Below are 21,741 nucleotides of genomic sequence, written 5' to 3' on the forward strand. Positions count from 1 at the left end.
GGATAACCCAGTTCTAGGACTGTTTGCCTTAGAGAGCCAAGCTTTTCCAGGATGGCGAGAGCTCTTTGCTTGTCTTTGGCGGAGTACCTGATCCCGTTTGCAACTCCCGGTTTCTTATTCATTGAACGATCTCCTTAAAAATCTCTAGGAAACCGTCCGCACCCCCAACAGAAAATCGGGGAAAACGGTGCGTGGATTTGCACTTTGCTGGTGGGTTAACAAGGGGACACAAAGGAAGGGGACAAAGCACCGCTCCCCGAACGGCGGACCGAAGTCCGAGGTTCGGGGAGCGGTGTTATTGGCCAGTTTCCTGCCCGGCGCCTCATGCCAGCTCAGCGTCCGGCGCCTCATGCCAGCCCAGCGCCCGGTGGCGACCGCTAGCCAGCGCCCAACGCCCAGCGCTTAGCAGCAGCCGGTGGAGACATTCTCCTCGTCGAAGGCTGCACGCTGGCGCCAGAACTCGCGCTTGGCGAGCGGCGGATGATCGGGGTGTTCACGGGCATGCCGGGCTACGTATTTGTCGTAGGCCGATTCGCCGGTGAAGTCCCGCCACAGGCTGCGAGCATGTGCCGCGAAGGCGCGAAGCTGGGTGATAAACATGGACCTGATCTCCTAGTGCTGGGCGGACTCGGAAGAATCCGCGTCGCTGGCAGAGCCCGCCTTGGCTGCGGGCGCCGTCGTACCAGAACCAGCGCCAGAACCATCGCCAGAACCAGCACCCGCACCGTGCGGTGCCGCGCCCTTACGGTGATCGAAACCGGGAATCAACGCCGGGTCGCCCACGGCGGCGTATTCCGCCACCACCTTCTTCTCCAACTTGGTCGGGAAGAGCTGGGTAGGCGCGTAGAAGTTGGATTCCTGGTAAGGATCTTCGGAATTCACGTACTTCTTCGCGGTGATAACCCGGATGATCTTGATAATCGCGCAGACCAGCACGAAGGCCACCGTGGCCAGGAAGATGACGGAGAGCCAGCCCTGGATGAAGGTGTTGCGCACAATCGCGGACTGGATACCGATGGCCTCGGTATCGCCGGCGGCCTGCGCCTTTGCGAGCGCTACCTTAGCGTTGGTGTTCTGGGTGAAGTACCCGATGGCGGCATCGGAGGAGAAAATCTTTTGCCAGGACGCCGCGAAGGTGACCACCAGGTCGAAGGCCGCGGCAATGCCCGGGATCCAGGCCCACTTCGCCCAGCCCTTATTGACCACTACCACGGTGCACAAAATAAGCGCCATCGCGGCAATGAGCTGGTTAGCCACCCCGAAGAGCGGATAGAGGGTTTGGATACCGCCGCGCGGGTCGGTCACGCCCATGAGCAGCAGCGAGCCCCAGGCCGCCACCACGATGGCCGTGGTAATCCACGCGCCCACCCGCCAGGAGGGATCCTTGAACTTGGGCAGCACATTGCCCAGCGCGTCGCCCAGCTGGAAGCGGGCCACGCGGGTCACGGCGTCCACGGCGGAGAGGATGAAGAGCGCCTCGAACATAATCGCGAAGTGATACCAGAAGCCCATCATGGCCTGGCCGCCACCCACCTGATGCAGAATATGCGCGATGGCCACCGCGAGGGTGGGCGCACCACCGGTACGTGAGGTGACGGAGGTTTCCCCAACGTCTTCGGCGACCTTATCGAAGGCCTCCGCTCCCACGTAGGTTTTCTCGTTGCCGTTCTCATCCCAGGATTCCCACCGGGCTTCCACCGAATTGCCGTGCGTATCGGTGACCGCGAGGTTTTGCACCGCGGCGGCCGAAAGCTCGGCGCGGTTATCGGTCATCTGCACGATGGCCGTGCCCGCCAGCTTATCGGTGGTGTGCTCGGAGGTATTCATACCGAAGTAGATACCCATGTTGAGGGACGACGCCGCAGCCAGCGCCATAATTGCCACGAAGGATTCCATGAGCATCCCGCCGTAGCCGATCATGCGAACCTGGGATTCCTTCTGGATCATCTTCGGGGAGGTACCGGAGGATACCGTTGCGTGCATCCCGGACAGCGCCCCGCAGGCGATGGTAATAAAGAGGAAGGGGAAGAGTTCCCCGGCGAAAACCGGTCCGTCTGTATTCGAGGCGAATTCGGTGACGGCCGGCATTTCCACCAGCGGGCGCACAATAAGAATGCCCAGGGCCAGTACCACGATGGTGCCGACCTTCATGAAGGTGGACAGGTAGTCACGCGGGGTGAGGAGCAGCCACACGGGCAGCACGGCCGCGAAGAAACCGTACACAATCATGCACCACACGAGGGTGGTGGGGGACAGGTGCAGGAACGCCTGGCCGAAATCGGATTCCGCCACGTAGCGGCCTCCGATAATCGCACCGAGCAGCGCAATGAATCCAACGATGGAGACCATTGTGATGTGGCCGGGCTGGACGAAGCGCAGCCACAGGCCCATACATACCGCGATGGGGATGGTCATACCGACGGCGAAAACGCCCCAGGGCGAATCAGCCAGCGCGTTCACGCAGATCATGGCGAGCACGGCCAGCACGATCATGAGCATCACGAGGATCATGACGGCGGCCACGGCCCCGCCGATCTTCCCGATTTCATCCACGGCCATCTGGCCGAGGCTGCGTCCGCCGCGACGCATGGAGAAGAAGAGGACGAGCATGTCCTGGACGGCGCCGGCCACGCACACCCCGAAGATAATCCACAGGGTGCCGGGCAGGTAGCCCATCTGGGCGGCCAGCACCGGGCCCACCAGCGGGCCGGCGCCGGCGATAGCGGCGAAGTGATGCCCGTAGAGCACCACGCGGTTCGTCGGGTCGAAATCGCGTCCGTTATTGATGCGTTCGGCCGGCGTCGCGTTGGAATCGTCGGGCTTCATAATGGTTTTTTGAATAAAGAGCGCGTAGAAGCGGTAGGCGATCATGTAGGTACAGACCGATGTCACCACGAACCACGCCGTATTGACTTGTTCACCGCGATAGAAGGCGAGCATGTACCAGCCCGCAACGCCGAGGGCTGTTACGAGGACCCACACCGCGATGCGCGGCAGCGTCCACTTCGTATGCGGTTTCGTTCCGACCGGAACACCGTGGCGGTTCCGGATAATATATTTTTTCTCTTCCTCAGAATACTGAGGAAGAGCAGTGTCAGCTGGTGCACTCATAGCTGAAACTCCATTTATAGGGCCGGCGCGGTCCGCGTGGACGGCAGCGCTGGCATCTTGTGCGGATCCTCGGTTGAGTACCCGGGTGGCGTACGCCACCACATCCGATAATAAACGCGTGCAACAGTATTGCGTTAACCTACGTTGGCGTTACCGGCCCGTTTGTGAGCTAGACCACCTAAATTGTGGCTTGCCGCGATGAAGTGCGACGACGCCGCCAGCTGTCCGCGGGTTGGTTTGCGGCGCAAATGGCTCCCTCGAGCCGTTTTCTCCCCTATCGCAAGATGTAGGGGTGGCGGGCGACCAATGCCCCTAGGGGTAGTGGTTGGAGCGTATGTATGCCACGAAACGCGGCCCTGTGAAAATGTGTCACACATCATAAAATGGGCGGGATGGAGCTGAGAGTGGCGCGACGTCGCCCTTTACGGGGGTGGTGGGGATGCCTGCGGCGCAAAAAACGCGCCCGTGTGGCCTACAAAGCACACCGGTGTCATTCTGGACGACTACTATATGTAGTGTTCGAAATTTACGGAGGCACAAGATGTTGATTGATACCTCAACGACCACGGGGGTAGCTGTCACCAAGCGTGACGGTCGGTCGGTTAGCTTTGACGCCGGTAAGATCTACCGCGCAATCGCGCTGGCAATGAACAGCCAGGGCATTGACGATTACACATTCGTTGAAGAAGCTACCCGTACGGTGATCGATCATCTTGATGCTGAGAAGCTTGACGTTCCCACCATCCAGACGGAAGTGGAGAACGTGCTCATGGCCTCCCGCTACCCGCAGGTGGCGCGCGCCTATATCGAATACCGCCACGATCGCGATACCGCGCGCGAACAGGCCATGGATATTTCGCGTTCCCTGGATAAGCTCATGCAGCGCGATAAGACCGTGGTCAATGAGAACGCGAACAAGGACTCCACTGTTTTTAACACCCAGCGTGATTTGACCGCGGGTGCGGTGGCCAAGGCATACGCTCTCAAGTACCTGCTGCCCCCGGCGGTGGCCAATGCTCATATTAAGGGCGATATCCACTTCCATGACCTGGATTACAACCCCTTCCAGCCCATGACCAATTGCTGCCTCATCGATATTGAAGGCATGCTGCGCGATGGTTTCCAGATCGGCAACGCCCGGGTGGAATCCCCGCGTTCCATTAACACCGCAACCGCGCAGATCGCCCAAATCATCGCGAATGTGGCCTCCAGCCAGTACGGTGGCTGCTCGGTGGATCGCTGCGATGAGGTGCTTGCCCCCTACGCGGAACTCAATTACGCCAAGCACCTCAAGGATGCGCAGCGCTGGGTCGCGGAAGATAAGCGCGATGAGTACTGCTGGGAAAAGACGAAGAAAGACATCTACGATGCCATGCAGTCCCTGGAGTATGAGATCAATACTCTCTACTCCTCGAACGGGCAGACTCCTTTCGTCACCCTCGGTTTCGGCTTGGGTACCAACCGTTTCGAACGCGAAATCCAGAAGGCAATCCTGACCATTCGCATTAAGGGCATCGGGGCCGATGGCCACACCGCGATCTTCCCGAAGCTGGTTTTCGGGCTGCGCCGCGGTGTTAACCTCAATCCCGAGGATCCTAATTACGACGTCAAGCAGCTCGCGCTGGAATGCTCGACGAAGCGCATGTATCCGGATGTCCTCTCCTATGATCGCCTCACCGAACTGGAAGGTGATTACAAGGCTCCGATGGGCTGCCGTTCCTTCCTGCCCAAGTGGGTGGATCCGGAAACCGGTGAGGCCGTGAACGCCGGGCGTAATAACCTGGGCGTGGTCACTCTCAACGTGCCGCGTATTGCACTGCAGGCGCGCGGGGATAAGCAGCGTTTCTGGAAGATCTTTGATGAGCGCATGCAGGTAGTTAAGGAAGCTCTGGTCTACCGCGCCCAGCGCTGTGAGGATGCCACTCCGGAAAACGCCCCCATTCTCTACCGCTACGGTGCCCTGGGTATCCGCGCGGAAGAGGGCGATGAGGATGTGACCAAGTTCTTCCACAACCAGCGTTCCACGCTGTCCATTGGCTACATCGGCCTGTACGAAGCGGCTACCGCGTTCTACGGCCCCGAGTGGGAGCACAATGCCGAAGCAAAGGAATTCACGCTGGATATCGTGCGCCGCCTGAGCGCGTACGCTGACCAGTGGAAGAAGGAGTACCCCTACTGGTTCTCCGTTTACTCCACTCCGGCTGAGTCCCTGACCAACCGTTTCTGCTCCATGGATCGGGAGCGTTTCGGTGCGGTTCCGGATATCACCGCGAAGGATTACTACACGAATTCCTTCCATTACGATGTGCGCAAGAAGATCACTCCCTTCGAGAAGATCGACTTCGAAGCGCCCTACGCGGAGTACACCAAGGGTGGCTTCATCCACTATTGCGAGTACCCCAAGCTGACCCACAACACCGCGGCTCTGGAAGCGGTATGGGATTACGCTTACGATAAGGTGGCCTACCTGGGCACCAATACCCCGATTGATAAGTGCTACGAATGTGGCTTCAGCGGGGAATTCGATCCCACGGCGGAAGGCTTCAAGTGCCCGAACTGCGGCAATGATGATCCCGACCGTTGCGACGTCGTCAAGCGGACCTGCGGGTACCTCGGCAACCCGGTCAAGCGCCCCATGGTGCACGGCCGGCACGAGGAAATCATTTCCCGTGTCAAGCACATGGACGGTCCCTGCGCCTAAGCTCCTCGCGGGCGCACCATCGCAAGGCTCCCCGCACTCGGCGAATGTGCCGGGCGCGGGGAGTATTGCGACTCAGGGACTGTGAAAAGGTAAGGAAGAATGCGAGAATTGCGCCTGCTCACCACCCCGCCGGATGCTCCGGGGGTGCACCAACCCAAGCGCCCGGGCGCCTGGGATGGGCGGCGCCTATCCCGCAGCTACGTTGCCGATTACAAGCCCTTTGTCATGGTGGACGGGGAAGGGGTACGCTGCGCAATTTACGTATCCGGGTGCCCCTTCAAATGCCCGGGCTGCTATAACGTGGCGGCCCAGAGTTTCCGCTACGGCACCCCCTATACAGAAGAACTCGAAGAACGCATCCTCGCGGACTGCGCGAAAAGTTACGTGGCCGGGGTGTCCTTCGTGGGCGGGGAGCCTTTCCTCAATACCCCGGTTCTCCTGCCTTTGGCGCGGCGTTTCCGCGAGCGCTTCGGGAATACCAAAACAATTTGGAGCTGGAGTGGATACACCTTCGAGCAGCTCCTGGAAGAAACTGAAGATAAACGCGAACTTCTTTCTCACGTGGACGTGCTGGTGGACGGGCCCTTTATTCAATCCCAGTTCATTCGCGATCTGACCTTCCGCGGCTCGAAGAATCAGCGCATTATCGACGTACCCGAAACATTTGCCGCTATGCAAGCCGGGTGCGAAGCCCCGGTGCGGCTCTGGAAAAATGGAGATTACGACTAACGTGACCAGTACTCACCCTGCCGCTCAGGAACCTGCCGCCCGGCCGCCGGCAACGATGCCGCGCCGCAGCCGCGTTCTTATCGGAACACTTCTCGCCATTATGACCACCGGGGCGCTCACCGCCTTCTCTATTTTTGTGCGCCCGCTCGCCGCCAGCCGCGGCTGGGCACCCCCGGATATTATGTTGGCCTTCGGGCTCGCCTCCCTGGTGGTGCCCTTCATTATGATCGCTTCGGGTACGCTGCTGCGGCGCGGCTACGCGGCCCAGATGATGGCGGTGGGCGGTATCTGCTTCGGGCTGGGGCATATCCTGGCCGGCCTGGCACCTTCCCTCTCGCTTTTCGTGCTCAGCTACGGGCTGGTCACCGGCGGCGGCCAGGGCCTCTTCTACTCGGCCGCGCTCACGAATACCATGCGTTTCTTCCCCGACCGGCGCGGTATGGTGGCCGGGCTGATCACCGCGGGGATGGGAATCGGCCCCATGATCATCGCCCCGGCCGGCCAGCACCTCATCGCCGGATACGGCGTGCGCAGCGCCCTCGTGATTCTCGGAATCGCTTTCACGGTCATTAACGCCGCTGCGGTTATCTTCCTGGTGCGTCCCTTCCGGGAAGAATACGGGGCCTATTTGCCCCGCCCGGCGGGCACCGGCGCAGCCGCCGGGCCGCGCGCGAGCCTCAGCCCGCGCCAGATGCTCGCCACTCCCACGTTCTGGCTCATCCTCGCTATTTTCGTTACGGCCGCGTTCGGTGGCATCATGGTGAACGCCAATATGGCGCCGCTTGCCACCAGTATTGGGTTCGACGCCGCAACCGCGGCTCTCACCGTCTCGCTTTTCGCGGTCGCGAACGCGGCCGGGCGGCTGGCCTGGGGCTGGCTTTCCGACCGTATCGGCATCCCGCTGTGCCTGGTGGCGGTGCTCGGTTGCGCGGCCGGTGGGCTCGCGCTTCTTGCGCTATCCGGGCGCGGGGCGACGGCGCTCTTCCTCACCGGAGCCATCCTCGTGGCCCTGGCTTTCGGGGGCACCATGAGTCTCTTCGCGCCGCTGACCATGCAAAGCTTCGGGCCGCGCCATAACGGAACCAACTACGGCCTCATGTTCCTCGGTTTCTCACTGGCCGCCGTCGTCGCCCCACGCTGGGCCGCGGCAAGTGCCGGTGCGCACGGGGGCTCCTTCACGCCCGCGCTCTGGGGAGCTTGCGTACTGGCAGCGGTCGGTCTTTTCTTGGCCGGACTTTTCCGCTGGTGGAAAGCGCGCTCACCACAGCGCTGAGCTTTCCCGTAAAGTGAAAGAAACAAGGAGGTAGCTATGGCTCAGCTCTCTGCCCGGCGTATCGGGCATCTTCATTTCACCGCCGTTAATGATCGCGGTGCCAGCGTGGAAATCGGGAAAGGCCCCGAACAATTTACCCCCGGGGAACTCATGCAGCTGGCGGTGGCCGGGTGCCAGGCCCTCAGCGCGGATTCCCGTTTTGAGCAGGCGCTCGGGGAGGATTATCACGCCACGTTCACGGTGAGTGCGGATGCGAACCGCGAGGAAAACCGCTTCACCGCTTTCCATACCGCCCTCGAGGTGGAATTTGCCGATATGCCAGAAGAGGCACGCGCCGCGCTACTGGGGCGGGTGGACCGCGCCATTGAGCGGGCGTGCACGGTGGGCCGCACTCTCGACCACCCCGCCCCGCACAACCTGGAAATCCGCAACGCTGCGGGTAACTAGGATGCCTTCGGGTACCACTGAGAAAGGACAGCAAGCATGAGTACCGCTAGCTTGAGCGCCGCCGGAGTGAGTATCTGGCTGGATGATCTATCCCGCGAGCGTATTGCCTCCGGGAATCTCGCTTCCCTCATCGATACACATACAGTGCGGGGCGTGACCACGAATCCCACAATTTTCGCCGCGGCCCTGCGCAACGGGGAAAGCTATACCGAGCAGGTGGCCGCCACCGCGGCGGCCGGCAAGGATGGCGACGAGGCCATTTTCGACATCATTATCAAGGACGTGCAGGACGCCTGCGATATTTTCCGCCCTATCTTTGAGGAAACAGGCGGGGAAGACGGGCGTGTTTCCATCGAAGTTTCCCCGGAATTAGCACACGATACCTCGGCTACCGTGGCCCAGGCCCGCCAGCTGTGGGACCGGGTGAACCGCCCGAATGCCATGATCAAAATCCCGGCCACGAAGGAAGGCCTGCCCGCTATTACCGAAGTGATCGGGCACGGGATCTCCGTGAACGTCACCCTGATTTTCTCCCTGGCGCGCTACGGCGAGGTCGTGGATGCCTACCTCGCCGGCCTGGAAAAGGCCCAGCGTTCCGGGCATGCCCTCAGCGATATTCACTCGGTGGCTTCGCTTTTCGTTTCCCGCGTGGATACTGAAGTGGATGCCCGCCTGGAGAAGATCGGTACCGAGGAAGCCCTGGCACTACGCGGCAAGGCCGGGGTAGCCAATGCCCGCCTGGTCTACGAAATCTTCGAGAAGAAATTCGCGTCCGAACGTTTCACCGTGCTGGCCGCGGACCACGCGCATGCCCAGCGCCCGCTGTGGGCATCCACCGGGGTGAAGAACCCGAATTACCCGGATACCCTCTACGTTACCGAGCTGGTGGCTCCCGCAACCGTCAATACCATGCCGGAGAAAACCCTGGAGGCCACCGCGGATCACGCGGACATCACCGGGGATACCGTGCGTGAAAACTACGGGCAGGCACACCGGGTCTTCGAGGAACTCGCCGCGGTGGGCGTGGATATGGGCGACGTTGCCGCCCAGCTCGAGCGCGAAGGCGTGGAGAAGTTCATCGTCTCCTGGAAAGAACTGAGCGAAACGGTCAGCGCAGCGCTCGCGGCTGCCCGCTAAGTCTGCCTGCGCCTAGTTGTTCAGAATCCTTGGTATTCATCGCCTCTGGCTCCGGCTCGGCCTGGGGGAAAGCATCCGTCATCTCCCACACCGAGGCCGCGACCGTGATATCACCCTCCTCAGCCAGGAGGGTGATATCACGTATCCCTTCCACAAAGGCAAGGGAAGAAAGTACCCGCTCGCCGTTCCCGGCAATAACCTCTACCGAGCTGGCATCTACGAGCACTCGGAAAGTTAACGGTGCCAGCGCAGAGTCGCCCACTTTCTTAGGGACTGTCTCACCGGCAATGACACCGGTGCGCTCGCCCCAGAGGCAATAGGCCGGGGCCCAGGGCGCAGCCCGGTAGCCCAGATTCTCCACTGCCGCGCTCCGGTCCACCCCGATAGTTCCACTATTGCGGTCCACGATAATGCTCACGGAACTCGTGTCCGAACCGATACGCAGCCGCAGCCGTTCACATTCACCCGTGAGCATGCTTACGGAAATATCCGCAGCGGTGACATTACGAGCGAGGGTGAGGGGTGCGCTGGCGGCGAGTGCGGCGTCGTCGTTCCATAAACACTGGCCCCGCAGGCGCGCGAGGGCCGTGGCGGGCCGTAAGCACAGGTCGCCGGACTCGAGGTGAACACTCATTGGTACTGTGAGCTGGCCGGACCAACCATCTGCTGTGGATGCCGGGGCGCGCCCGAAGCTACCCATCCAGCCGAAAAGCGTGCGCTGCCCATCAATGACGCAGGTCTGTGGCGCGTAAAAACTATGACCCCAATTGAGGGTGCGATAGGGCACGCGGGGTTCAAAGCGCCCGCCGGGAGTCCAGCTGCCCAGCAGATAGCCGGCGCTATTGACATTGCAATGCGCGAAACCCTCTGGGCGTATTCCCATGGGGGAGAAAATCAGCACCCAGGTGTCGCCGAGCGGGAAGAAATCGGGGCACTCAAGCATGAAGACCCGCGGATCCGGGTGGCGGTAAAGCACGCACTCGAAACTCCAGCGCGCTAAGTCCGGGGAAGTGTACATCCACACTTCGCCACGGCAGTCCGCGCTTTGCACACCCACGACCATGCGGTACATATCTCCGTGGCGCCAGACCTTCGGGTCGCGGAAATCGCGTACGCCCTCCGGGGTAGGAACGACGACGCCCTTCTTCTCAAAGGTAACTCCGTCACGTGAGATCGCCCGGCACTGGGTCTGCCCGCAGCGGGCGATAGCTTCGTTGGTACTGTCCGTTTCGTTGGAGCAGTCCTCCCCGGTGGCTGTTTCCGAGTTGAGGTACCGATTCCCGGTGTAGAACACCTCAAGGTGTCCGCACGGGGCCTGAAGAGCAGAACCGGAAAAGACGCCATCGCGGTCGGCTTCCAGGGAGGGAGCCAGGGCGAGGGGACGGCGCTCCCAAGTGGCGCCGTCACGAGAAACTACGTGCCCCCAGTGCATAGGTCCCCATTCGGTGGAATAAGGGTGGTGCTGGAAGAAAACGTGGAGTTCTTCCCCGGTCTGAATCAGGCCATTCGGATCGTTGATCCAGCCGGCCGGCGCCGCGATATGAAAACGCGGGTACCAGCGTGGATTCACGGCGGTGGCGAGCTGGGCATTCGCAGCGCTGGCCCGGGCCAGCGCTGTATCGTGGTCGGCGGTGAACTCGAAGGAAAGCGACATAGTTATCCCTTAATGCCGGAAGCGGCAATAGAGTTGACAAATTGCTTCTGGAAAGCCAGGAACAGCATGATGACAGGAACGGTGATCAGCGTGGAAAACGCCATGATCTGGCCCCAGGATACGTTGAGCTGCTGGAAATAGTCGATTCCAATCATTGCCGGGCGTAGTTCTTCTGATCGCACTGTCATAAGTGGCCACAGGTAGGAATTCCAAGCCGGCAGGAAAGTCAGAATTGCGACGGTCGCAGTAGCTGGGCCGGAGAGTGGCATAACGATAGAGCGGTAAATCTTGAACCAGCTCGCCCCGTCTACACGCGCTGCTTCGTCCAACTCTCGCGGAATCGAATCGAAGTACTGGTAGAAGAGATAAATGGAGAGAGCGTTGGCAATGAACGGGACAATCTGGACTTGGTAGGTATCCAACCAGCTCTGTGAAAAGCCGTTTGCATCCAGCCACGGGAGCTTATTGACCCACCACAGCAACGGCAGAGCGAGAGTTTCAAAGGGCACGATAAGGGTCGCGATCACGACCGTCAGTGAGATCTTGCGCCCCCGGAACTGCAAGCGTGATAGTGCGAAAGCTGCCATGGAGTTCACGATGAGGCCGAAAACCACGATGCATACCGAGATAATGACGGAATTGAGGAGGAAGCGCCAGAACGGGATCCGATTGAATACCCCGGAATAGTTATCGAGGCTGAGGTCACCGACCGGGAGAAAGCTTGGAGGCCGCCCATATCCCCGAAAATCTGGGTGTCGGGTTTGAAACTGGAGACCACCATGAAAAGCAGCGGTAGGCCGAAGATTGCGGCCAGACCAATACGCAGTGCCCAGATTCCGATAACACGAGGGATACTGCGAGAAGATGTCGCGGTGCTCATGCGCGGGCCTCCTTATCGCGAGTGAGATAGCGTTGCACAAGATTGACGGCAAGGACCAAGACGAAGAAGACTAGGGAAATTGCCGCGGCGTAGCCGGTTTGCTGCTGGTCATATCCGGTGCGCACTGCCTGGTAGACCACTGTGGAAGTGGAATCGAGGGGGCCGCCCTTCGTCATGATATTGATCTGGGTGAAGAGTGAAAATGCCGCGATGGTGATCGTAATGAGGATAAAGGTGCGGGTTTGGCGTAGTCCCGGCCAGGTGACGTGTTTGAACTGCTGCCAGGTGGATGCCCCGTCCAGGGCTGCCGCTTCGTAGAGTTCACCCGGGATTGTTTGCAGGCCAGATAGCCAAATAATCATATGCATTCCGGCTGCCTGCCACGCGGACATAACGATAATGGCGAAGAGTGCCCAACTGGGATCTCCTAACCAATCCGGTCCGGAAACGCCGATCTTGGCCAGTAGCGCGTTGAGCAGGCCATCGGGCTGGTACATGAAGAGCCACAGCATGGAGACCACCACCATGGAGGTCACCATGGGGAGGAAGAATACGGTGCGGAAGAAATTTAAGCCCGGGAACTTCTTATTTACGAGCAGTGCCATGATGAGGGCCAGGCCCGACTGGCCGGGCACGATAACGAGGGCGAAGATGAGGGTATTGCGCAGGGAAGCCCAAAAGACCTCGGTTCCGAAAAGGCGCTCAAAATTCTCTAGGCCGATGAATTGCATCGGGCGCGGTGAGATGAGGCGCGCGTCGGTAAAGGCGAGCACAAAAGTGAGAACGATGGGAACGACAAGGAAAAGGAGCATGAGGATCCCTGCGGGGGCCAGCATTCCCCACCCGGCCCGTGCCTGAGCGGAGGTTTCGCGCCGGTATTTTCGCGACGGCGCAGCTTGCTTAGCACGCTGAGAAGTCGTGGATGCCGGCCGGAGCGCGTGCTTACTCTCCGCGGTGGCCTGGGGTGCAGCAGTCATATCATTGGCCTTTCGGCAGGGTGCCTGAGCTACCGGCTCCGATGAGAGTCCGTTGCAGAACGGGTGAAAAATTCTGACCCGGAGCCGGTGGTAGCTCAGGCGCCTCGCGCATCAGGTGTTATTTGAAGAAGCCGTTGGCTTTTTGGTTGGCGTCAATATTCGCCACGGTTTGGTCGAGGATCTTCTTGGGATCCCCGCCGTTGAGAATGTCCTGGGTCGCCTTGGTAAATTCCGTGGCGATGAAGGGATAGCCGGCTGTTTCGGGGCGCAGTACCGCGTACTTCTTGGAGAATTCCCGGAAGATGGAGTACTTCCCGCCCTCGGCGAAGGCCGGAACTTCAGCGGTGGCGGCGTCCGTTGCCGGGATGTTACGGGTCGCAACCGATACGGAAGCTACGTACTTATCCTGGGCAGCGAATTTCATATAGTCCAGCGCTCCTTCGGGTGCTGGGCACGACGGCGACATACCCCACTGCCAGGATCCGCCGCCAATCTTCGGACCCTTGCCAAAATCGGGCGGCGGGAGGAAGACGACGTCGTCGCCAAAAGCTTCTTCTGTGGGCTGTGCCGCCCACGAACCCATCCACAAGAAGGCCGACTTGCCATTAATGAAGTCCTGGGTGGGATCCGAACCTGCGTTTGCTGGAGTGTATCCCTCGGTCACGAGAGAACGCATCCACTTTGCCCATTCGAGGGCTTCCGGACCGTTGAGAGCGCCTTCCGCGCTTTCGAACTTCGAGCGGTTGATAAGGTCGCCGCCGAAGCTCTGCAGATAGGGAGAGTAGGCGTAGGGATACCATTCGCCCTGGTCAGCGGTATTGATATCGAAAGGTACCGCGTATTTTCCGGAGGCCTTCACCTTAGCGAGGGCATCGGTGAATTCATCGCGGGTCCACGGCTTATCAACGGTGGGGGTGCGGATGCCGAATTCATCGAGAATCGACTTGCGGGTAATGATAGAGAGGGCTACGTCGTAGTAGCCGTAGGAATAAATCTTGTCCTCGTAACGCCCCACGGTGGTGGGGAGGAATTTATTGAGGGTGTCATCCATACCTTCGAGTGGGGCGAGGTAACCTGCCCAGGCCCAATTAGGAACATTCGGGCCATCGATATCCATAATGCACGGGAGGCTATTGGAGGAAGCGGCCGCCACCACGGATTGGTTGTAAGAAGCCTGCGGGAAGGCTTGCATAGTGACCTGGTATTTATCGGATTGTGCGTTGTAATCGGCAACGATTTGCTCGATAGCTGCGAGCTCTTCTTCATTGCCGGCGTTATGAGTCCACATGGTGACTTCTTGTTTCCCGTCCGCAACATTTCCTTGGGACGAAGTCCCGCCCTTGCTGCACGCGCTCAGCGTGAAAGCGAGTGCAGCGGCGGATGTTAGTGCGGTGAGTTGCCGGAATCTCTTACTCATCACCCCTCCTTGGGTTTGTTTGGTGCCCCGCCCGGGAAGCGGGAACAACATGCTAAAAGGGAACCATCACGCGGCACCTTTGCACCGTGATAAATGCATTTAGCACTTGCTAGAAAGTGTAGAACCGCCCGTGAGTATGCACAATGTAAAGGTGCGTGTGAGCTTGATCACCTTGATGATCGGATACTCTTAGCTCAGGCTGTAGCCCAAAGGTGGGATAGATCAGTGCGAGGAGGTTGGATGAAGCGAGCGACGATTGCTCAGGTGGCGCAACGGGCGGGTGTTTCACCCACCGCGGTAAGTTTGGTTCTCAATGACCGCCCCGCGCGTCTCTCTCAAGAAGTACGGGATCGGGTGATTGAAGCGGCGGCTGCCCTCAATTATCGCCCTAACCCGGCGGCACGTTCGTTGCGGACCAATACCACCGGGATTTACGGGGTCATTAGTCGGGATGTTACTGTTACGCGCTACGCTTCGGCAATGCTGCGTGGGATTCTCGACGCTGCAGACCAGGCTGAAAAAATCGTTTTTCTTGCGGAAGTTGGGGATAGTGTGAGCCGGGCGGAGAATTCGGTGCGCGAAATGCTCAATCGTAATGTTGATGGCCTTATCTTCGCGGAAATGGGAGCGAAGATGATCACCGTGCCGGAGATCGTGCAGGGGCTGCCCGTGGTGGTGTGTAATGCGGTACCGGATCGGGAGGGAATTTTTCCGGCGGTGCTCCCAGCCGAATACGAAGCGGGGCGACGCATGGCCAATGTGCTAATCGAGGCCGGGCATAGCAAGATTGCGATTATCGGCATGGATGATAAGTTGCGCGAGCCGCGCATATCAGCCACTATCGGCCATCGTTTTGACGGAATTCTAGATTCTTTTCGGGCCGCGGGCCTTACGCCGGTAAAGATTTTTCCCGGCACTCGCTGGGACCCAGATCTCGGTTACGAGGCGACGGGCGAGTTGTTGGATAACGGCCCGGAGTGCACCGCGATTCTTGCCCTTAATGATCGTATTTCTTTGGGAGCAATCCAGCAGTGTTTGGGGCGCGGTATGCACCTGCCCGATGATTTATCGATTGCGTCTTTTGACGACGACGAAATTGCTCTTTATGTCCATCCGGCTCTCACCACCATCGCTATTCCCTATTGGGAGATTGGGCAAACCGCCACCCGCCTACTAGGCGAGGAAGGTGCGGGGGACCGTGACATTCACCTGGTGAATATGCCGCTGCGTATGCGCGAATCGGTACGCCGGCTCTAAGCGTCGAAATTATCTTGACGCAGCACTTCCACTACCCGCCGCGCCAGCTCCGGCATCTGCGCGGGTGTGTAGCGCTGGTCGATGGGTAGGGCGAGGATATGCGGCCAGTCGATCATATGGGTCAGGCGCGGCCAGAAAGCGGGGGTGAAAACTCCGCGGGCGGCGAGGCGCTCGGCCCAATGGTGCGGGGCGGGCCAGTGCGGCGGTAGGGCGTCCAGGTGGAGCGCGAGCGCGTAGGGCGCATGGCTCGCGGGCGCGTTGCTCGCGGTCACGGTGCTAGTAGCCGCGCAGCTTTCTTCCCCGCCGCGGAATAGCGCCGCCTCCGGCACCCCCTCGTTCAGCAATGCCGCGCGCAGGGCCCGGGCATTTGCACGCCGCCGTTCCAGCGCCGCCGCGATATCCAGGTGGCTGAGAATATCCCGGGCGGGCCCGCTCATTGAGCTCGGGTTGAGAGCAGCATCGATGGCGGCCTCAGCTGCGCCGTCGTTCTCCACCCCGCGCAATTGCAGCAGGCCGCGCCGGGTAGCTTCGCGCGCCGCCGCATTACCCGCAGCCGCGGCGGGAAGCGAGGGGCCGAGCGCCCAGGCGCCGTCGGGAATCGGAAACCACTTCCGCAACGATGCCGCGGCATAACGTGCGGGGATGTCCTGGGGAGCGGCACCGAAGTGTGCGTGCGTGAGATCGGCGACGACGACGCCACCGCGGCCCTCCCACTCCGCAAGCACGGCGCGCAACTCGGGCGCGGGCCAGGCTCCGAAGGTGGTGGAGATGAGGACCGCGCAGCGCAGCGGGTCGGTGAGGAGCGGCGCGAGCCGGGCCGGGGAGGGCAGGAGATCCGCGCCGACCTGCACCCAGTGGACCCGGATGCCTTCGAGCTGGAACGGTGTGAGCGCGGTCGCGCACAGAAAACCCGGCGCGATGATGCGGCGGATACCGCGGGCGGCGAGAGCCTGGGCGATAAGGCCGAGGGCCTGGCGCCCCGATTGCACCAGCATCGCACCGGGCGGAACCGGAAGAGCACGCGGGGCGCAGCGGTGCGGGAGAGAAGTGAATTCGCCGCCGAAGATCACGGTGTATTACCTTGGAAAAAAGCTGCTGGAACGGTGCTGAACGGTGCCCTCGGGGTGGGGATAAACGCGTCATAAAGAACCATCATTATCCCTTTCATTAAAGACCCCACGAGTGACATTTGTTTCGTATACTCATGCTATCCGGCAAGGGTGCCGGGTGGTGATTACGGTCAGCACGAAGGTCTTGACCGAATCTGAGGAGGAACCACAATGAAGATGATTCTGGACCTGGATACAGGTGTCGATGATTGCCTGGCAATCACCTACGCACTCGGATCACCGGAAGTCGAATTAATTGGCATTACCGGAACCTACGGGAATGTTCTACTGGACACAGGTGTAAAAAACGATCTTGACCTTCTCGACCTTTTTGGGCATCCAGAGGTGCCGGTCTATCCGGGAATCCCACACGCTCGGGAAAAGGATGGTTTTGAGGTTCTCGAGATTTCGGAGTTCATTCATGGCAAGAACGGTATCGGGGAAATTGAGATTCCGCCTTCGCGCCGAGTTCCGGAAACCACGCCGGCACCCGAATTTATGGTGGAAGCGGTGCGGAAGTACGGCAGCGACGTCGTTATTGTTGCGACCGGCCCTATGACGAACCTGGCCCGCGCCATTGAACTGGATCCCACATTCACAGACAACGCCCGCATCGTCATTATGGGCGGGGCGCTCACGGTTCCCGGGAATTGCAACGATGTGATGGAAGCGAATATCTCCCAAGATCCGGAAGCCGCGGATCTGCTTTTCCGCTCGGGCGCTCACGTCACGATGATCGGCCTGGATGTCACGCTTCAGACGTTGCTCACCTATGAGCATACGCAACAGTGGCGCGATCTTGGCACCCCGGCTGCCACGGCCCTGGCAGATATTACGGATTTCTATATCAAGGCTTATGAGACCACCGCCCCGCATCTGGGCGGTTGCGGCCTACACGATCCCTTGGCGGTTGCCGTGGCTATTGATCCCTCGTTGGTCACGCTCTTCCCGTGCAATCTTAAGGTTGATCTGCACGAGCCCGTGCGCGGGCGCACTATCTGCGATGAGGAACGGCTCAACGATCCGGTCAAGACCGCTGATGTGGCTATCGCGGTGGACGTGGAACGTTTCCTCACCGAGTTCATGTCCCGCATCACCTCGCTGTTGGAAGGTATCTAACCGTGGACGCGCGTGATCGATCCCAGGTTGATACCGCGGCTGCCGTGCGCACGCTGCCGCAGCTCATCATCATTTTCATTACCTCAATTCTCACGATCCAGGGCTTCAACCTGGTTTTTCAAGATATCGGCGCACAGCTCAACGCGGTTGATTACGCCCCGCTCATCACCTCAATCCCCGGCATCGTGCTGGGTATTGTGTGCGTGATTTACGGTTCGCTCGGTGATTTCGTTTCACTGCGCAAAATGATGATGGTGGGTATCGGGCTCATCGTTATCGGCTCGGTGCTGGGGCTGGTGGCATCGCGTTCCTCCATCTGGGTGGTGATTATCGCTCGTGCGATTCAGACAGCGGGCACCCAGGTATCCGGCTCCGTCTACCTCGTCGTGACCACCAAGTATGTTCCCGGGGTGAAAAAGGTGCTGTACTTCGGTGTCTTTACCGCGGCGTACCAATTCTCCACGGCCATTGGGGTGCTCGCGGCCGGATGGCTTATCACCATGTCCTGGGTGTGGCTCTTCGCGATTCCGCTCATCTCGGTGGTGTTCATCCCGACGCTGTGGAAGGGGCTGCCAGATATTTCTGGAAAGACTCAGCGGATCGATGTTCCGGGCTTCTTGCTGGCCGGCATTACGGTCACGGCTCTGGTTATGTACTTCAACTCGATGGACTGGCTGTACCTGGGGGCCTTCGCGGTGCTCCTAGCTATTTTCATCATCTACATCTCCAAGGCCAAGAACCCCTTTGTCACCCCGGAGTTCTTCCAGAACCGCCGCTACCTCATGGCGGTGTCCCTCGTGCTGCTCTTCTACTTCGGTAATTACGCCATGACCCCGCTCTTCAACCTAGCCGGTGGAATTTTCCACGGTAAGACAGCCCTGGAAATGGGCTTCGTGCTGCTGGCGGGCTACGTTGTTGCGACCGTCATGGGGGTCATGAGTGGCGCAATTGTGGCGAAAATCGGTTGTGGAATGGGCATTGTACTGGCGGGTGGATCCGCCGCTATCGGTGCTTTCCTTGCCGCTTTCACGGTGGACGAGGGTCTGTGGGGCATTATTGTTTCGGCGGTGTTCCTCTTCGGTGGCTTGGGCTTGGCCTATGCGCCGGTGGTGGATACCGTCATGGGAACCGTTGATGTGGCTGAATCGGGGCGTGCGGTAGGCATGAACGACCTGGCCATGAATATCTCGCCTTCGATTGGTATTGCAATCCTCGGGTCCATGATGCCGGCGGCGGTCCGCCCGGAAGGGGTGGCCGAGGCGCAATATCTCGCTGATTCCGCGCACAGCCTCACGGTGCTCTTCATTATCGTGGGTGCCACGTGCCTGGCGGGTTTGCTGGCCTTCTTCGCTTTCCGCCGCCAGCTTTTCCCAGCTGACGGGTGGGGGAAAGTAGCCGGTGGCGAGGCCTAGCTGAACAGCACACCTAGCCTGTTCGCAGTGCACCGATAGGTGCGTGAGTTTCATACAAGAATAATGAGCAGAGCAATACCCAGCGCTGCCGCGAGTCCTCCCAGCCCGAGGCTCAGGTAGCGCTGGGTTTGCGCCTGGGAGCGGGCCTCGCCTAGCTCCGTACGGGCTTCGGCCAGCTCATCTTCGCCGGTGTCCAGCTGGACGCGGGCGGCCGCCAGCTGGGCTTGAGCCTCGCGCAGCTGCACTTCAAGAGTGCTGATCTGGCTGGTGTAACGTTCCTCATGCGCGGCGGAGGTGCGCGCCGAATCCACGGTCAGGCGTGCTTCTCGAGCCCGACCCGCAGCCTCGAGGGCCGCGTAGCGCCGTCGTTCTTCTTCTAGCTGCTGCTCTAAACTACGCACGCGCGCAACCAGGCGGGCCGCGCGTCGCATCGCGTCCTCGCTGCGGGCCTGCGCAGTCACGGCACTTTGTTCCACGCCCGAGGCGTAAACCACGCCCGCTTCCAACTCTTTTTCACGACGGCGCAAATCCGCCACCAGGCCCTCCAGCTCGGTCACGCGGGTCTGGAAAGTGGCGACCTCCGCCCGCGCACCCTCGCGCTCGCCGCGCAGCTGCGAATTTTCCGTGCGCAACAGTTCCGCTTCGTGGTGGAGCGCGGTTCCTTCATCGCGAAGTTTCTTGTGCTCTGCGCGCAACTTCTCACACTCCGCGCGCAGCTGGTCGCGCTCGTCCCGGAGCGTGGCTTTTTCCGTGGTGGAAGAAGGCGCGGGCTTGGAGGCGCGTTTGCCGCGCGTGGGGGTATCAAGTGCCCGCGAACCGCGCCGCCGCTCCGTAGCCATGCCCCTCCTTTGTCCGCGCCTGACTTTACCTAATAAACACGGCGCGCGCAGATGTTTATGACCGGCCCACGGCGGTCTTTCCTGGCAAAATACCGTGAGCGTGAGCGATGCCACTCTTGCTTCGCAAAGGCGACCGTCGGCACGGTGGTGACAACCCAGGCGGCCTGGCCGTTCCCGGCCGGATAGGCGCTACCCTTGGAATCATGACGAAGGATCAGCTCACTGGCACGAGTCGCCTCATGCGCGCGGATCAGCTCACTGGCGCAGTTCAGCTCACCCGCACGGAAACGGATTCGATGGGCCCGGTTGCGGTGCCCGCCGCGCACTATTGGGGCGCGCAGACGGCTCGCTCGCTCCAGCATTTCCCTATCGGTGGGGAGCGTTACACCTGGGGTGGCCCCCTGATCCACGCGTTCGGGTTGCTCAAAGGTGCGGCCGCCCGCGCCAATGGTGAGTTCGGGGTGCTGGACGAGCAGCTTGTTTCCCTTATCACAGCGGCCGCCAGCGAGGTTGCCGAGGGAGTTCTTGACGCGGAATTCCCCCTCAAGGTGTTCCAGACCGGTTCGGGCACCCAAACAAATATGAACGCCAATGAGGTGATTGCCGCCCGCGCGAATGAAATTGCCACCGGCCAGCGCGGCGGCAAAAACCCGGTTCACCCCAATGACCACGTCAATAAGGGCCAGTCGTCCAACGATGTGTTCCCGACCGCGATGTACGTGGCGGTGGCTCGGGAGACGCACCTTCACCTCATCCCGGCGGTGGAGAGCCTGGCGGCTACACTACATGCCCGCGCCCGCCAGTTTTCTGATGTGGTGATGGTGGGGCGGACCCATCTTCAGGATGCCACCCCGATCCGCTGGGATCAGGTGGTGGGCAGCTGGGCGGCGCAACTGGAGGGCGCGCTCGCGGGTGTGCGGGCGAGCGTTGCGGGTCTGTACCGGGTGGCGCTCGGTGGGACCGCGGTGGGCACCGGTCTGAATTCCCATCCGTGTTTCGCGGCGCGGGTGTGCGAGCTGCTCGAGGAGGCTACCGGTTTGCCTTTCCGCCCGGCGGAGAATCTTCCCGCGGCTCTGGCCGCGCACGATGACCTCGTGGCCTTTTCCGCGAGCCTGCGCACGCTGGCGGGGGCAGCCATGAAGATCGCGAACGATATCCGCTGGTATGCTTCTGGCCCGCGAACCGGTATCGGTGAGATCGCGATTCCGGATAACGAGCCAGGTTCTTCGATTATGCCGGGCAAGGTGAATCCGACGCAGGCGGAGGCCCTTACGCAGGTGTGCGTCGCGGTTTTTGGTTACGACGCCGCGGTGGCTTTCGCCGGCTCGCAAGGGAATTTCCAGCTCAATGTGTACAAGCCGGTCATGGTGTTTTCGGTGCTAGAGGCCGTGCGTTTGCTCGGTGACGCCCTGCGCACTTTCGAACGTTTCTGCGCGGCCGGCATCGCCCCGCGCACCGATGTCATCTCCGCGCACCTGGACCGCAACCTCATGCTGGTCACGGCACTCGCCCCTCATATCGGGTACGACGCCGCAGCCAAGCTGGCTCGCGCCGCCCAGGCCACCGGGAGTTCGCTGCGCGACGTCGCCCTAGCTTCGGGAGCGGTGAGTGCGGCGGATTTCGATGCCTGGGTGAATCCTGCAGCGATGACCAAGCCGGAAGCTCGTTAGGTATCCGGC

17 protein-coding genes are annotated in these 21,741 nt (G+C 60.6%); 9 read left to right on the top strand and 8 right to left on the bottom strand.

What is annotated here, in order from left to right:
• Window positions 1-402 precede the first annotated feature (402 nt).
• Window positions 403-600 carry a YbdD/YjiX family protein gene (locus DDD64_RS05400; protein ID WP_126135385.1) on the bottom strand — a complete coding sequence of 66 codons (198 nt, stop codon included), beginning with the start codon at window positions 598-600 and terminating at the stop codon, window positions 403-405.
• A 12-nt stretch (window positions 601-612) separates the two neighbouring features.
• Window positions 613-3,111 carry a carbon starvation CstA family protein gene (locus DDD64_RS05405; protein ID WP_126135386.1) on the bottom strand — a complete coding sequence of 833 codons (2,499 nt, stop codon included), beginning with the start codon at window positions 3,109-3,111 and terminating at the stop codon, window positions 613-615.
• A 541-nt stretch (window positions 3,112-3,652) separates the two neighbouring features.
• Between DDD64_RS05405 and nrdD the strand changes: the two genes are divergently transcribed.
• From nrdD to tal, 5 genes are all read left to right on the top strand, one after another.
• Window positions 3,653-5,812 (top strand): anaerobic ribonucleoside-triphosphate reductase, encoded by a 2,160-nt coding sequence (nrdD, locus tag DDD64_RS05410; RefSeq protein ID WP_126135387.1) that lies wholly within the window; start codon window positions 3,653-3,655, stop codon window positions 5,810-5,812.
• A 99-nt stretch (window positions 5,813-5,911) separates the two neighbouring features.
• The gene (gene nrdG / locus DDD64_RS05415; RefSeq protein WP_016441683.1) at window positions 5,912-6,541 is read left to right on the top strand and encodes an anaerobic ribonucleoside-triphosphate reductase activating protein; all 630 of its coding nucleotides are present in this window, start codon (window positions 5,912-5,914) and stop codon (window positions 6,539-6,541) included.
• On the top strand, window positions 6,525-7,814 hold the full coding sequence (locus DDD64_RS05420) for an OFA family MFS transporter (protein ID WP_126135388.1): 1,290 nt from the start codon (window positions 6,525-6,527) through the stop codon (window positions 7,812-7,814). Before nrdG ends, DDD64_RS05420 begins: the two co-directional genes overlap by 17 nt.
• A 36-nt stretch (window positions 7,815-7,850) precedes the next feature.
• A complete protein-coding gene (locus DDD64_RS05425; RefSeq protein ID WP_126135389.1) occupies window positions 7,851-8,261 on the top strand; it encodes an OsmC family protein in 411 nt (136 codons plus the stop codon).
• Between the two features lie 36 nt (window positions 8,262-8,297).
• On the top strand, window positions 8,298-9,398 hold the full coding sequence (tal, locus tag DDD64_RS05430) for a transaldolase (protein WP_016441680.1): 1,101 nt from the start codon (window positions 8,298-8,300) through the stop codon (window positions 9,396-9,398).
• Here tal and DDD64_RS05435 read toward each other — a convergent pair.
• From DDD64_RS05435 to DDD64_RS05450, 4 genes are all read right to left on the bottom strand, one after another.
• Window positions 9,370-11,052, bottom strand: a complete 1,683-nt coding sequence (locus tag DDD64_RS05435; RefSeq protein WP_126135390.1) for a glycoside hydrolase family 32 protein — start codon at window positions 11,050-11,052, stop codon at window positions 9,370-9,372. The genes tal and DDD64_RS05435 overlap by 29 nt on opposite strands.
• 2 nt (window positions 11,053-11,054) lie before the next feature.
• Window positions 11,055-11,639, bottom strand: a complete 585-nt coding sequence (locus DDD64_RS05440) for a carbohydrate ABC transporter permease (RefSeq protein ID WP_241227445.1) — start codon at window positions 11,637-11,639, stop codon at window positions 11,055-11,057.
• Between the two features lie 289 nt (window positions 11,640-11,928).
• Window positions 11,929-12,909 (bottom strand): carbohydrate ABC transporter permease, encoded by a 981-nt coding sequence (locus DDD64_RS05445; protein WP_126135391.1) that lies wholly within the window; start codon window positions 12,907-12,909, stop codon window positions 11,929-11,931.
• A gap of 118 nt (window positions 12,910-13,027) precedes the next feature.
• On the bottom strand, window positions 13,028-14,326 hold the full coding sequence (locus tag DDD64_RS05450; RefSeq protein WP_126135392.1) for an ABC transporter substrate-binding protein: 1,299 nt from the start codon (window positions 14,324-14,326) through the stop codon (window positions 13,028-13,030).
• A 240-nt stretch (window positions 14,327-14,566) separates the two neighbouring features.
• Between DDD64_RS05450 and DDD64_RS05455 the strand changes: the two genes are divergently transcribed.
• Window positions 14,567-15,583, top strand: a complete 1,017-nt coding sequence (locus tag DDD64_RS05455) for a LacI family DNA-binding transcriptional regulator (protein ID WP_164545926.1) — start codon at window positions 14,567-14,569, stop codon at window positions 15,581-15,583.
• Here the strand turns inward: DDD64_RS05455 and DDD64_RS05460 are convergent.
• Entirely contained in the window at window positions 15,580-16,653 is a 1,074-nt protein-coding gene (locus tag DDD64_RS05460; protein ID WP_126135394.1) for a hypothetical protein, read from the bottom strand. The two genes, DDD64_RS05455 and DDD64_RS05460, sit on opposite strands and share 4 nt — an antisense overlap.
• 216 nt (window positions 16,654-16,869) lie before the next feature.
• On the opposite strand from DDD64_RS05460, the gene DDD64_RS05465 reads away from it, so the two are divergent.
• Window positions 16,870-17,811, top strand: coding sequence for a nucleoside hydrolase (locus tag DDD64_RS05465; RefSeq protein ID WP_126135418.1), 942 nt, complete (start codon window positions 16,870-16,872; stop codon window positions 17,809-17,811).
• A 2-nt stretch (window positions 17,812-17,813) separates the two neighbouring features.
• Window positions 17,814-19,223, top strand: coding sequence for an MFS transporter (locus DDD64_RS05470; protein WP_126135395.1), 1,410 nt, complete (start codon window positions 17,814-17,816; stop codon window positions 19,221-19,223).
• 50 nt (window positions 19,224-19,273) lie between these two features.
• Here DDD64_RS05470 and DDD64_RS05475 read toward each other — a convergent pair whose 3' ends face one another.
• Window positions 19,274-20,062 (bottom strand): coiled-coil domain-containing protein, encoded by a 789-nt coding sequence (locus DDD64_RS05475; protein ID WP_126135396.1) that lies wholly within the window; start codon window positions 20,060-20,062, stop codon window positions 19,274-19,276.
• A 239-nt stretch (window positions 20,063-20,301) separates the two neighbouring features.
• Between DDD64_RS05475 and DDD64_RS05480 the strand changes: the two genes are divergently transcribed.
• Window positions 20,302-21,732, top strand: a complete 1,431-nt coding sequence (locus tag DDD64_RS05480) for a class II fumarate hydratase (protein WP_164545930.1) — start codon at window positions 20,302-20,304, stop codon at window positions 21,730-21,732.
• Window positions 21,733-21,741 lie beyond the last annotated feature (9 nt).

Source organism: Actinotignum sanguinis, assembly GCF_003957255.1.
GTDB lineage: Bacteria > Actinomycetota > Actinomycetes > Actinomycetales > Actinomycetaceae > Actinotignum > Actinotignum sanguinis.